The 13476-nt window shown below is 43.7% G+C and carries 12 protein-coding genes; 1 reads left to right on the forward strand and 11 read right to left on the reverse strand.

Going from position 1 to position 13476, the window contains the following annotated elements; translation table 11 throughout:
* Positions 1-140 precede the first annotated feature (140 nt).
* The 8 genes from U9Q77_01490 to rplU form a co-directional block, all read right to left on the reverse strand.
* Entirely contained in the window at positions 141-1445 is a 1305-nt protein-coding gene (locus tag U9Q77_01490) for a hypothetical protein (protein ID MEA3286037.1), read from the reverse strand.
* A gap of 93 nt (positions 1446-1538) precedes the next feature.
* Positions 1539-2129 carry a hypothetical protein gene (locus U9Q77_01495; protein MEA3286038.1) on the reverse strand — a complete coding sequence of 197 codons (591 nt, stop codon included), beginning with the start codon at positions 2127-2129 and terminating at the stop codon, positions 1539-1541.
* Between the two features lie 134 nt (positions 2130-2263).
* Positions 2264-2731 (reverse strand): hypothetical protein, encoded by a 468-nt coding sequence (locus U9Q77_01500; GenBank protein ID MEA3286039.1) that lies wholly within the window; start codon positions 2729-2731, stop codon positions 2264-2266.
* A 1-nt stretch (position 2732) separates the two neighbouring features.
* Complete coding sequence (locus tag U9Q77_01505; protein ID MEA3286040.1) at positions 2733-4949, reverse strand: TonB-dependent receptor; 2217 nt, start codon at positions 4947-4949, stop codon at positions 2733-2735.
* 120 nt (positions 4950-5069) lie between these two features.
* Positions 5070-5966, reverse strand: coding sequence for a DUF58 domain-containing protein (locus U9Q77_01510; protein ID MEA3286041.1), 897 nt, complete (start codon positions 5964-5966; stop codon positions 5070-5072).
* Between the two features lie 56 nt (positions 5967-6022).
* Positions 6023-6964, reverse strand: a complete 942-nt coding sequence (locus U9Q77_01515; GenBank protein MEA3286042.1) for a MoxR family ATPase — start codon at positions 6962-6964, stop codon at positions 6023-6025.
* Between the two features lie 456 nt (positions 6965-7420).
* The gene (gene rpmA / locus U9Q77_01520) at positions 7421-7678 is read right to left on the reverse strand and encodes a 50S ribosomal protein L27 (protein ID MEA3286043.1); all 258 of its coding nucleotides are present in this window, start codon (positions 7676-7678) and stop codon (positions 7421-7423) included.
* A 2-nt stretch (positions 7679-7680) separates the two neighbouring features.
* The gene (rplU, locus tag U9Q77_01525; GenBank protein ID MEA3286044.1) at positions 7681-8178 is read right to left on the reverse strand and encodes a 50S ribosomal protein L21; all 498 of its coding nucleotides are present in this window, start codon (positions 8176-8178) and stop codon (positions 7681-7683) included.
* A gap of 188 nt (positions 8179-8366) precedes the next feature.
* Between rplU and U9Q77_01530 the strand changes: the two genes are divergently transcribed.
* Positions 8367-8957 carry an HDIG domain-containing protein gene (locus U9Q77_01530; protein ID MEA3286045.1) on the forward strand — a complete coding sequence of 197 codons (591 nt, stop codon included), beginning with the start codon at positions 8367-8369 and terminating at the stop codon, positions 8955-8957.
* Positions 8958-8976: 19 nt separating this feature from the next.
* Here U9Q77_01530 and U9Q77_01535 read toward each other — a convergent pair whose 3' ends face one another.
* The 3 genes from U9Q77_01535 to U9Q77_01545 form a co-directional block, all read right to left on the reverse strand.
* Positions 8977-10944, reverse strand: a complete 1968-nt coding sequence (locus U9Q77_01535; GenBank protein MEA3286046.1) for a lamin tail domain-containing protein — start codon at positions 10942-10944, stop codon at positions 8977-8979.
* A 203-nt stretch (positions 10945-11147) separates the two neighbouring features.
* The gene (locus tag U9Q77_01540) at positions 11148-12500 is read right to left on the reverse strand and encodes an MFS transporter (GenBank protein ID MEA3286047.1); all 1353 of its coding nucleotides are present in this window, start codon (positions 12498-12500) and stop codon (positions 11148-11150) included.
* A gap of 102 nt (positions 12501-12602) precedes the next feature.
* Entirely contained in the window at positions 12603-13472 is an 870-nt protein-coding gene (locus U9Q77_01545; GenBank protein MEA3286048.1) for a hypothetical protein, read from the reverse strand.
* Positions 13473-13476 lie beyond the last annotated feature (4 nt).

The following is a 13476-nucleotide window of genomic DNA, read 5'->3' on the forward strand; positions in this document are numbered from 1 at the left end:
GAGATTGAAATGGGTGCTGCATAGTTCGTATAACCTTGCGAAGGCTTAAAGCCTTCGCAAGGTTTTTTAAATCCCTCGGGTTTCTATAATTGAAAAAGGCCGGGAAAACCCGACCTTTTTAATAAACAAACTATCAAGAATTAGAAACTATGGGAATATCCCAGAGCAAAACCAACTGAAGTTTTACTATAGTATTCTTGATTCTTGGGAATGGGTGCATAATTCTGACCATCTTGATAAATAGTGTCAAACAATCCAATGCTGACATACTTTTTATCAGAAAGCAGGTACTTCCCACCGACTGCAACAGTATTTGAACTCAGACTATAGCTGAGGTCTTCTTGATAGGCATCAGTTGCGCCAGTTGCGGCGTAAAGGTAGCCACCACTAATAACCAGCGATTCGCTCAATCCATATTCACCACCAATACCAACTTCGAAGTTGTTATCTACCTTATCTTCTTTTCCATCCCAGTTCACAGCGGTGTTGAACCAATAGTCAGCACTGATTTCAACTCGGGTCAACCCTTGCTGCCAACCGATTCCAATGGAAGCCTGGGCAGGAATATCAGAATTTGAGACGGCCCCGTCCGGGAACATGTCGATGTCATCAGTTGTGGTTGAATTGGTCATTTCCAGGGCACCCATGGTCTCATAACGAAGAGAGACATTCAGAGCTTCAGACAGGTTTAAATTCAAGCTACCAATATAGACCATCGCTGTGCCGGTCTTCTCGGCTTCAACAAACTTGTCAGCAAGCAAAGCACCTGCAATCGCTGTTGTGATATCCGTACCGGAGCTCGTATTCAGGGTCAGATTCTCCAACCCTCCCTCATAAGTATTTTTAGCGCTGATGTAGCGTACCCCAAAACCAGCCTGGATCATATCACTTAGGGCATAGGAAAAGTTTCCCTGAAAACCAAGATACAGTGATGAACCATTAAAGGCAGCATCAACAGAGTAACCATTTATTGTGCCTAAGGGCTCCAGAGCTGCATCAAGTAGACTTGCAGGTGTTCCCTGGGCAAATCCAGCTAAAGTCTTTTCAAAAGCTGGCAGACCATCAGGAAATTCAGCACTTCCACCACCACCAATGGGCTGAAAACTTCCAGAGAAAGCCATGGATCCCATTACATAAGCAACATGTAGATTGGGGAAAGCCGGTGCAAAGGTTGTTCCCTCAAAAGTATCTGAATTATAGGTTGGAAAATCAGCCACTACTGTTCTTGTTTGAAAAATGGTTTGGTTACTGAGATACAGATGCATACCCTCGTTCAGCAAAGTTACGGCAGCTGGATTAAAATATACAGCATCGATCTCGATGGATGCATTCCGGTTCATGGTCCGCATATATTCAGCTGACTGGTTACTATTGGTCACCATTCCTCCACCAAATACCTGGATCACAAACAGCAGCAGCAAACCACTGATCATCATCTTTTTCATTTTGTTTCTCCTCTTAAATAAACAAGCCGATCCACTTGGAATCGGCTTGCATGGATTTAACGATTGATATAGATAAACTTATTCGATGTCTACCTATTGCTTGGTAAAACCAAGTGTGGTTGAGCTAGCATTATTCAGCGCAATACCGGGGAAAAATACGATCGTTCCGCCCATATCAACTGGCAAGACAAAGGTATCGATCTCAGATGAAGCATAGACTAGTGTAAGCTCGGCCTCATCATCACTCAAGGTCATCAAACCACCAAGATCATAAAAGGCACCGTCAATCAGCAAGGTTCCTGCTGTAACATCTTCGGTCCAAACACCAGCATCAGTAAGTGGTGTAATGACTGGGGCATACCCAAGTGTATCATTGCTGATCGGGAAGCTGCCATCAAGTGTAAAGGTACCATCTTCAAGCATGGCAACAGTACCATTAACGCCCATAGCTGAGAATTCAGCCCAGGTCAAGCCACCGGAACCAACTGTATCACCAGGTGCATAGAAGGGAATTAAAGAAGAATCTACAGCAGTATAAACTGATGACTGTTCCATATTGCTGAAATCCCAGGCTCCAACCAGGGGATTAATTTCCGGATCATCTTCTGTGTCTTCACAACCAATGATGAAGAACAGGCCCAGGATAACCAGGACCATAGGGGTAATTCTTAGTAACAATTTCATAAACATGTCTCCTTTGTTTATTTGTTTTGTGAGTCTTATTACAATTATTTGACCAGCTAAGATAGTTCATGCACTTTAACAAACAAATTAAAAGTACGGTCTGACTTTCAGAGGCTTATGGGAATTTGATATTGTTAAAAGTTTACACTCCAATCAATCATTTGCATTTCGTATTCTTCAACGAGAAACGAGTTCAGTCCTTCTGATAATTGAACAATCGGTAAATCTGTATTTGCTAAATAATCATCAAGATTCGCAACAAATACTCCAGGATCTATTAATAAACCAACAATAACACCCATATACAGCCCTGGTTTCAATTGTGTATAGTATTCTCCAGTTGCAGAGAGAGGATCAGAATAATTCACTAAATGTTTTCCAATGTTATCCTGATCATTGTAAGCCTCGGGCAACAATATTACCAAGGCTACAGCTTTAATTGAATCCGGTATCGTACCGTTGATCTGGATCTCACCCTGAATACCCGAAACAGCCTCCAGGTCACTTGGGCTATCACAAGCAGCAATCAGTCCAAGACCCAGTGCCAGAAGAATTGATAATATCCATGATATTTTATTTTGACCTGTACCTAAGTGATTCATTTTACAACTGCTTCTCCACCGTAAAAGTAAACACTCGCTCTTCTTCAATATTTCTTTCCAGTTGGGTATAGTAGTACTGAAAAATGTTTTCAACCCGTAACAGGAAATGCCAATCTCCGTATGTTGAGCCTAATCCAGCGTTCCATATGTGGATTGGCACCCGTGTATCTTGTCCTGTAAGCATGTTTTCCTGAAAGAGTTCAACACTTTCCATGCGACTCAAATAGCGATATTCCACAGATGCATCCAACCCCCAATGATGCATCCCCAGGGTGCTGATCCAGTGATATCGATGACGATAGGATAAAGTATCCAACACATCTCCTGCTCCATCCAACTCCATGGGATCCAGAAGGGTAAAGGCTGACTGATAATCCATCAGATTATTAAAGGCGCTCACGCCAAGACTTATTTCCAGTCCCATAATTCTAGCGTCAGCTATATTCTGAAAATGGATTGTGGCCGTACTATCAGGAATTGGTTCAATAAAATTTTCAAACCTGTTATGAAAGATTGCTGCATCAAATTTCAGGAGATCCAGAAATCCCATCTGACCAGCAAGCAGCGTCATTCCAAATTCACGACTGATACTGGTTTCTGATACCAACCCTGGATTCGGTTCAACTGTAAAGATACTTCTGTGGGCTGAAGTGAACATTTCAGCTACTGTGGGTACCCGGAAACCCTTTCCAGAAGAAATTCGGAAGGCAGCCCAGGGTGATGGTTTCCAATTAAGGGCGAGCTGGGGTGAAAAAACCTCATCCTGATACTTGCCATCGACCCTGTAAACCTCCCAGCGACTTCCAGTAGAAAGGGTAAATTGATGAATTTTTTTCTCGAACAAAAGAAAGGAGGCCAGTGAACTGCTACTGTGCTGTCCAAAAATCTGAGCATCTACCCCATTCTGCTGCATGGTTACACCAAAAATACTTGTAAAATTGTCAGACCAGGTTTTACTGGATTGGATCTCTTCATAATAACGATTCTCGCTGGAGAAATCTGGATCTGCTCCAGACCCGACCCATGAATTCCAATAAGCACTTGCTTTGGCTTTGATAACTAACTCTGGAGAATACACATAATTATAATGACCATTCAGGATAGTTTTAGTCCCATCGGTCATATCTTTTTTAGAGCCTCTGGGTGCTTCAAAGGGGCTGGCTGAACTCTTCCAGATGGACATCAAGCCAGATCTATCATCAAGAACATTTAAAAAAACTGCAGCGGAGTGGGCGTTTCCGAAATTCAATTTGAGTTTACCGGAAACGTTCAAGGCTTCTTCCCAATTCAACTCCATAAATCCATCATCCCGGCGCTTCTGAACCCTGATCCAGGCAGCATGTGGGCCGATGCTTCGCGAATGGGATATCTCGGTATTGTATAGCAGTCCGTGCGAATCTCGCCACTGCCATTGATCTATTCTGGGTTGACTGTAAACACCGATTTGGGTTGATATGCGGGTTTCCGGTTCAGGTGGTGCATTGCGGGTTATGATATTCACCACACCTCCCATGGCACTGGAACCATACATGGCTGATCCACCGGATTTGACTATTTCCACCCGATCCACTTCTGAGCTGGGAATCGTTCCCCAGGTAATGTTGCCTGCAGCGCTGCCCAACATTGGAATTCCATCAACAAGGAGGAGTGATCGACTGCCAGCACCCATGGTATAGCCTGATGTTCCTCTAATATTCAACTGTCCCTTGATGGTGGAGACACCTGATTCATACGATAAAATATCGATCATGTTGACGACTGCTTTTGATTGAATTTCCCTGCGTCCAATAGCTGATACAGAGAAAGGCGATTCCAAAATATCCTGTTCCTTACGGCTGGAAGTCACCACAACCTGGGGAGAAGCCAGCACATTTGATTTCAGTTTCACAACCAGACTGGCAGGAATATCAGGGAGAACAGCTACGTCCTTTACTGAATAGGGCGCGTAGCCCATCATTGAAAAAGTCAGATTATAGGTTCCGGGTGGGAGATCATTTAGCTGAAAATAGCCTGAAACATTAGAAGTCGTACCCAGCAGACTGCCTTGGATTTGAATATTCACACCAGGTAATGGCATACGGGATCTTGCATCACTTACCTGGCCACTGATACTGATATTGCTTTGAGCAAAAACAGGATGAAACACACCTGTTACCAGAAGTATAGTGAGGAGAATCGACCAATAAGGTCGAGATAGAGTGGCTTTGGATAGAATCATTAAGTTTGCGAATATAGGAGGGGGAGCAGGGCAATCAATGTGAAAACGGATATGTCGTCTAACTATCTACTAAATTATAAACCCTGCTTGGCTCGCGATCGCTGAAAACAGGTTTGCTTGCTACCTGGCTGAATGGCGTTTATTCAAATATGCCAGCAGGGCTATATCCAGGGGTTGATCTGTTGTTAGAGGAACATAGTCCACATGTTGTTCACGGCAGCGGGCTCCCAACTGAGTACGGAATTGTTCAACTGCAGCCTGATAGTCTTTCTGGATATGCCAGGGCTCTGTGGCAATAATTTCACTTGATTCCATATCCTTGAATTTAGCCTGAGCATCAAAACCAAAATCCACTTCCCGGGGATCCAGAATATGAAAAACCAGAACCTCATGGCGGTCATGACGAAAATGTTTAAGCCCGTTCAGAATATTGTTCAGGTCATCCAACATATCTGAAATAATGATCACCAGTCCCCTTCGATGAATCCGGTCTGCCAGATGGTGCAAACTATGACCAATGGCCGTTTCTTCTCCAGGTGTTACATTTTCCAGATGACCAAGAATATTATTTAACATTGAAGGCCGGGATGAAGGACGGATATGGGTCCGTATTTCAGTATCAAAAAGGGTTAGACCCACTGCATCCTGCTGGCGTAAAAGCAGGTAGGTCAAAGCTGCAGAAAGATAGCTGCCATACTGCAGTTTGGTGATATCTGATGATCCGTAAGCCATTGATCTCGACATGTCCAGCATGAGATGAGCTTTCAGGTTGGTCTCTTCCTCAAACTGTTTTACATAAAAACGGTCGGTCTTGCCGTATAAGCGCCAATCCAGATAGCGCAGGTTATCACCGGGGCCGTAAGCCCGATGCTCGGCAAACTCTACGGAAAAACCGTGATAGGGACTTTTGTGCAGTCCTACAATAAACCCCTCAACAACCATGCGTGCTCTGAGCTGCATATTAGCCAGGGTTGCCAGGGTTTGGGGGTTTAAATATTTCAGTTTGTCAGTGGCCACTTAACGACTTTCTTGTGGTTCTTAGTGTCTTCGTGAATTTGTGGCAATAATAATTATTACAGTAATTTTTTAATGATCTCATCTACTGTGACACCATCAGCTTCAGCATTGAAATTGGTCAGGACGCGGTGTCTCAATACTGGCAGAGCTACAGCCTTCACATCATCAATGGAAGGAGTGGGATTCCCAGACATGGCAGCCCGTGTTTTGGCACCCAGAATTAAATATTGAGAAGCCCGGGGACCAGCGCCCCAACCCACCCACTTATTGATGTAGTCCGGGGCATTATTATCATCAGGCCGAGTTCTGCTCACCAATTCTACTGCATAATTGATAACATTATCAGCTACGGGCACACGCCTGATCAGATCCTGATAATCCATAATAGATTTTTGGTCCACGATCTTTTCTAATTTAACTATCGCGCCAGAGGTCGTTTGACTAACAATTCGGCGTTCCTCCTCCCGACTGGGATAGTCTACTTGCAGGGTAAACATGAACCGATCCAGTTGTGCTTCTGGTAGTGGATAAGTACCCTCCTGCTCAATCGGGTTCTGGGTAGCCAGAACAAAGAAAGGCTCTTCCAGCACATAGCTTTTCACACCGGCGGTTACCCGATGTTCCTGCATGGCTTCCAGCAGGGCTGCCTGCGTTTTTGGAGGGGTCCGATTGATCTCATCGGCTAGGATGATATTGGCGAAAACCGGTCCTTTTACAAAACGAAATTTTCTTTTCCCGCTAGTGTGATCTTCTTCGATGATATCTGTTCCTGTGATATCTGAAGGCATAAGGTCAGGGGTAAACTGGATCCGTGAAAAACTCAGATCCAGAACTTCTGATAGGCTCTTGATCAGAAGCGTTTTAGCCAGGCCTGGAACGCCCACCAGTAGAGCATGACCGCGTGCTAACAAGGCAATCACCAGCTGTTCTATGACAGCGTCCTGCCCTATAATTGCTTTTGATAATTCCTGTTTTAAACGGTCAAAAGCAGCTACCATTTCAGTTAGTTTTTGTACATCATTGTTTGGTTTGGTCACACATCCTCCGGAACAGTATAGAATACAGTATTATTTACTACCTTATAAATGTTACTCTCTCGCAGAGCGCGCAGAGGCGCAAAGAGTTAAGTGTAGGCAGCATGATTTGCTCAGACACACTTGATGAATCGTGAACTGGTTGGTGTTCTTTTTATGCGTTTTTTTGTAGATACACCATTCTTTGTGATCTTGAAATATTGATAATCTTTTCCTGAACTAACACTTTAGTTCACAACACTCATGAAATTTGGACTTTCTCAATCAATACTCTTCTCTGCGACATTTCGATGAACTCAATACAACGCTCTGCGCGCTCTGCGAGATGTAATGCTTGAGAAGTTATTTGTTTACAAGTTCATTAAAATAAAAATCCCCCGATCACTCGAGGGATTTTAAGAGTTGTATCAGATAACAGGATTAAACTTCCGGGTAGATGCTTACCTGTTTTCTGGTGCGGTCTTTTCGTTCAAAGGTTACAAAACCATCAATCTTTGCGAAAAGCGTATCATCACCACCGATACCAACATTCTGGCCGGGGTGGATGGCTGTACCGCGTTGACGGATAATGATACTACCGGCAGAAACCCATTCGCCGCCATAGGCTTTTGTGCCCAGACGTTTGGAATGACTCTCGCGACCGTTTTTGGAGCTACCAACACCTTTTTTATGAGCCATGGTTACTCTCCTTTATCAGCTTTTTCAGCGGCCGGTTTAGCTGCAGCCTTTTTAACGGCTGGTTTTTTCGCAGCGGGTGCTTTCTTGGCTGCGGGCTTTTTGGCGGCTGTAGCCTTTTTTTCAACAGGCTTTTTCTCAGCTATTACTTCAGCATCGGCCTTGGCTACTTTTTTCTTGGCGGCTGGTTTTGCTGGTGCAATACCTTCCACTTTGATCTGTGTAAAACCCTGGCGATGTCCTTGTTTCTTCTGGTATCCCTTACGGCGTTTCTTTTTGAAAACGATGATCTTTTTGGCGCGGCCATGAGTAATGACTGTTCCATCGATGGCGACATTGTCCAGTTCTGGAGTGCCGACTTCAAGATTTTTTCCGTCAGAGTAAGCCAATACGCGCTCGACATTAACCTTTTTACCAGGTTCAATATCGAGAGTCGGAACGTTCAGGACCATGCCAGGTTTCACCTTGAACTGTTTCCCTGCAATTTGAATAATCGCGTACATTAGATTTCTCTCCTTTATTAAAAAGCCCGCGAATATAGCTGGCAACCCCGCGCCTGTCAACGGATTATCCAATGAAAAATATTGGATAATTTATTCAGTGATTGTTATCTGGTGTCGTTCCATCATTCTGTGGGTTTCTTTAGGGTATTTAATCCTTCCAATGTCGGATACATATTGTAATATATGGTATGCTTTCACAGCAACAATCCAGTGCTCTATTGGAAGAATATGCGAAGGGTGCGATTTGGAGCAAGCACTGCTTTGCTGTTGCCCAGGCTGCTTTGAGGGTGGGCTCAGTTCTAAATGAGTTTCGTTCTATCGATCTGGAATTTCTATGGTCGGCAGCCCTCTTGCATGATATCGGACGCTATCGCACTCATGATCCTATCAAACATGGTGTTGAGGGTTATCATTTACTGACAAAGCTGGGACATCATCAGGAAGCCTTCGTCTGTGCATCCCATATATTATTTGGCTTAGATGCAGCGGAAGCAGAACTAGCAGGACTACCAGCCCGTGATTTCATTCCAAACTCAATTGAAGAACAACTGATCCCCCTGGTGGATTTCATGATTGAATTTGATGAGCCAACCACTTTAGATGAACGATTTGCATCCTTGCGGAAACGTAACAGCAACAATAGTTATTTCATGGATCGGCTTGATCGGGCAGAACATACAGCAAAAGCACTTTTGGTCCGACTGAATCGTGAAATTGGCCAGTCTATTGAAGGTATCGTTGCATCAAACAAAGATCGGATTGATGCTGACCTAAACTAAGCATCCCCAACAGAAGCGCTTATTTTAAATAGGTCATCTTTATAATCTGGGATGCGTCTTTTGTCTTGAAATGCGCAAAGTACACACCGGTACTGACCTGCTTACCTAAATCAGTTTTTCCACTCCATTGGATATTGTAGACTCCAGGTGGCTGCTCCCCATGAATAAGACTATTGATTTTTTGTCCCTTGATATCATAAATTGTGATTTCAATTGGAGCGGTCTCTGATAACTCATAACGAATGGTTGTCTGTGGATTAAAGGGATTGGGGAAATTTGGATAGAGTTGAGTCTTTGTGGGCGTGAGAGCCATTCTTGATTTATCTATACCAACCATTTCCTGGCCATCAACCGTGGTGCCTGGAGAAAAGTGAGCCTCGCTAAGTGTTAGATGCTCAACAAATGGATCTTCAATGGAGTTATTCCCATCTGGAGAACGTGTAAGTGAATTATCGTTGTCAGGTATCGCCGCCGTTGAATTATAAAATTCCCAGGTAATATTGTCAACAACAGCGCTCACAGGCATCGTTACATTATCCACTGCGCCATAAGCCAGATAGATATCGTGCAACCCATCATCTGATTTTACAATCAAATAATCTCTGCTATTGTACAAACCATTACCAACAAACCCACCCGCTGAAAAGACCTTTGTTAACAGCGGATTAGCATCATACCCAATCACAGTGGAGACATCACCTCCACCAAAAATAACGACGAACTCATCTGGGTAGAGCAGATAACTATTGGGAAATTGAAAGTTAATATCTTCATCATCACCGATCTCCCAACCGGTAAGGTTTACCGGATAATCTGAGATATTTAGTAATTCAATAAACTCATCCTGCCAGGCATCCCGGATTCCATCACCATTCGCATCACCCCACCCGACGGTTATGTCTGGATCACACAATATTTCATTGATAACTATTTCCTGGGGCGGAGGCATATACGCTTCCTGATCACTCATTATATCATAAAGGCGACCAGCCACTCTACTGGCACCTCCAATATTTAAATGGACATAATCAGCCAAATCATTGTGGGCAATTAGATGGGAGCCTTCTATAAGAAAAATATTTGTGTCTCCATTGGCCTGATAAAGATCAATGATATTGCGAATCGCTTGTTGATAATCTCCCATGGAATAAAAGCTACCCATGACACCGACAGTTTTGGTTGTAAAAGGGGTAATACAATAAATAGTTGTCGTTGCGTGGGATTCACGGATATTGTTAATCTGCTCCTGATAATTAGCAATAAACTGATCAAGATCATGAATCCTGTTCCAATCATTATACCCTTGAAAAATGGTGATTACATCAATATCAGTATCAGGAAACATGCCGCCTATGGGTGGGGATATCCTGGCCGCAGAAATGGCCAGATTAAATAACTCCCAACCAGCCTGCTCTGCCAAAATAAAAGGGAAGGTCCGATAACTTGCCAGACCCTGTCCAACACCATGGGACACTGAATTTCCAATTGCGACATAGCGGGGCTTGTCAACCGGAATAATTTCCTCCAGAGCTTGATTGTCATCCAGCTCTAGACCTGTGAATCCCACATTATGAAAGCTGGGGAGTACAATCTCATAAGTAGTTAGCTGTGAAGAATTATTTGAGGTTATTTCAAAGGTGTTTGTTGTAAAATTGTCATACCACACGCCATCCTGATAAACACCAAAATCCATCCCCCTACTTTCTCCCCCCATTTCTACAAAACTGGCAATAATCATGTTACTGCTGGTTCGAAATCGGATGATAATGCCTGCTTGAGTGCGGGCTGTTTCAGCAATAAAATCGCTACCCGGATCATTGATCACAGCTTCAGTTATTCTATGAAAAATAGCCACATTGGAATGGCGGTCAACATAGAAGACTCCATCATAAGCAATAAGACTATCGTCTGGAGCAATGAGGGTATTTGCTTGAATCGCGTTGGTATTGGCACTGACTAAAAGCAAAATAATAACTAACTTTTTCATTTTTCCATATCCCCTTATATATCAACACAATCGCAATAATCGTGACTAGGCACAATCCATCTGCGAAGTAAATTCCTTTATTTTTTGGTACCGATTGATGCTCTTGATTGCCTTTCTGAGGCAACTATCGAAGAATCTCAGATGTTGGATAACCAAAGGAGATTCTTCACTTCGTTACACTCGTTCAGAAAGACAAGTTTCCCTTAGGCTTTTGGTTTGATGTTCCATGTGAAAGCCAATAGAATGATACCCATAACTGTTGCGCCCAGGATACTGAAAATTACAAAATTCCAACCCGTCTCCAGTCCATACAATTTACCATAATGATCAACCATCCAACCAAAGCCCTTGGCCTGTAATGACCGTCCTATGTATCCGAAAAGTCCGATAAATCCCGCTGCTGTGCCAACTGCTTTTTTCGAAGTGAGATCAAGGCCTGATACGGCCAAAAGCATGACCGGTGGATAGATAAAGAACCCAATAACTACCAACATGGCCATATCAAAATTCAAGTTGCCCGGTGGATTTGCATAGAGACCATAAAAGGCGAAGAGGATGGGAATCATGCATAAAAGACTTACCATTCCCCGGCGACCACCCAGACGATCAGACAGCCAGCCCATGATCAGGGTTGAGGGAATAGCTGCAAACTCAATAAATACAATGGCAAAACCCCCTCCAAGCAGGGTTGCTCCCTTAACTTCCCTGAGGTACATGGGACCCCAGTCCAGCATGCTGTAACGGACGATATAAACAAAGAAATTGGCGAAGGCCACAATCCACAGAAGTTTATTCTTTAAAATATTATCAACAAAAAGTTCGCGAGTTGAAAGCTCTCTCTCGTGTTTGAGACCCTCTTTTTTTTCAAGCTCTGAATAATCATTTTTGTACGCTTCGATGGATGGCAAACCTAATGATTGGGGTGTATCACGTAACCGCCAGTAAAGATAAGCCGCACCGAGTAATGCTATGGTTCCAGGAAAATAAAAGGCCGCTTGCCAGCCAAAACTAGAGGCCGCGTAAGCTGCAAGGATGCCCGCTAACCCACCACCAACATTGGTAGCAACATTCCAGATGGCAAACATGGAACCCCGTTCTTTCAAACTATACCAATGCCCAAGGGAGCGACCACAAGGGGGCCAGCCCATTCCCTGGATAAAACCATTCAATGACCATAAGGCCAGGTGAATCCAATATGTTTCCATGCCACCGAAGGCAAAATTTACCAGACCGGTAAGTAATAAACCGGTAGCCATAAATTTCCTGGGATCAGAACGATCTGAAAGTGACCCCATGAGGAATTTTCCAATTCCATAAGAGATGGCAGAAAGGGCTAGAATGTTACCGATCATATTATGATCGTATGTCAGGGCAGTTCCAATGTCCTTGCTAACTACGGATAGGTTGTTGCGCACGAGATAAAACATGACATAACCCATAAACGTGGATTCCATGGTGCTCCAGCGGTACCGGGTATAGGTCTTGGCTATCTGCTCCTCAGGTATTCGTTCGATATGGGGTGCCGGTGCGTAAAACTTCTTAATCCAATTCAGCATGCTTTGATCCTTACTTTTGTTAGAACGAGACTACACATTTATATCTGTCTCAGTATGACTGATCGCATCTCATTCCCCTGAACTGTGACAGGTTCTGTTAAATCATTTAATCTTTTTGTATATATACAACTCATGAATCTCGCGATCATAGCCGGGATAAAATTCCTGGGGCACTCCCTGAACGATGCGTGTGCCGCGATTCATGAGGACTGATAATTTGCTTCCATCAGGAGCTAAGCAAAGTCCTTCTACTTCTCCAGCTCGCTTAAACTCATCTAACGTTTTTACAGTATTCATTTGCCTGAGGTTTGATTCATTTTGATCAGGAATAGTGATGGAGTAGATGTGATCGTGCTTTTCATGATCAGCATCACCATCATCAGCCGTCAGAAATAGTTGATCCTGATATATCATGATCCCCTGAATCTGCGTAGGAACTGGATTGAGTTCAACCCGACCCACATAATTCCCTGATTCTAAATCGTATTGATAGAGGTATTGTCCATTCAACCAGTCCGCCAGCCAAATCGTTTTCCGGGGGCCATCAATGGCGATACCACAGACTTCAACCTGTCCAGAAGCGGGCTCCCAGGGGATAGATCGTTTGTAAGTCAGCGTTTCTAGATCATAAATTACAATCTGGATATTCTCACCTCTTCCGTTGGTGAAGTTCTCAACACCTGTATACAATTCATGACCATGAATCGCAATATCGCCGAGATGGTTGACCGGACCCTCCAAGTCAATGAAGGGCTCGAGATTACTCATCAATAACTCACCCTCTAGAGAATATTGATAGAGAGCCTTGCTACCACTTACAATATAGATTTGGCCGTTGGTGGCAACCCCCTGGCGTCCTTCAACTTCAAAAACAGTTTCCAGCTCATAACTAAAAACAGGAGTGTGTGCTACATCCTGATCTGATTTACAAGCGGATAAACCCAGGATGATAAGAACCAATAAAAGTGGCAACAGC

The organism is Candidatus Neomarinimicrobiota bacterium, assembly GCA_034716895.1.
Taxonomy (GTDB): domain Bacteria; phylum Fidelibacterota; class UBA8477; order UBA8477; family JABMPR01; genus JABMPR01.

Coding starts and splice junctions, on each gene's coding strand:
- U9Q77_01495 (MEA3286038.1), bottom strand. CDS start 2,129: ATGAAATTGTTACTAAGAATTACCCCTATGGTCCTGGTTATCCTGGGC.
- U9Q77_01490 (MEA3286037.1), bottom strand. CDS start 1,445: ATGAAAAAGATGATGATCAGTGGTTTGCTGCTGCTGTTTGTGATCCAG.
- U9Q77_01530 (MEA3286045.1), top strand. CDS start 8,367: ATGCTTTCACAGCAACAATCCAGTGCTCTATTGGAAGAATATGCGAAG.
- U9Q77_01515 (MEA3286042.1), bottom strand. CDS start 6,964: ATGGTAGCTGCTTTTGACCGTTTAAAACAGGAATTATCAAAAGCAATT.
- U9Q77_01500 (MEA3286039.1), bottom strand. CDS start 2,731: ATGAATCACTTAGGTACAGGTCAAAATAAAATATCATGGATATTATCA.
- U9Q77_01540 (MEA3286047.1), bottom strand. CDS start 12,500: ATGCTGAATTGGATTAAGAAGTTTTACGCACCGGCACCCCATATCGAA.
- rpmA (MEA3286043.1), bottom strand. CDS start 7,678: ATGGCTCATAAAAAAGGTGTTGGTAGCTCCAAAAACGGTCGCGAGAGT.
- U9Q77_01505 (MEA3286040.1), bottom strand. CDS start 4,949: ATGATTCTATCCAAAGCCACTCTATCTCGACCTTATTGGTCGATTCTC.
- rplU (MEA3286044.1), bottom strand. CDS start 8,178: ATGTACGCGATTATTCAAATTGCAGGGAAACAGTTCAAGGTGAAACCT.
- U9Q77_01535 (MEA3286046.1), bottom strand. CDS start 10,944: ATGAAAAAGTTAGTTATTATTTTGCTTTTAGTCAGTGCCAATACCAAC.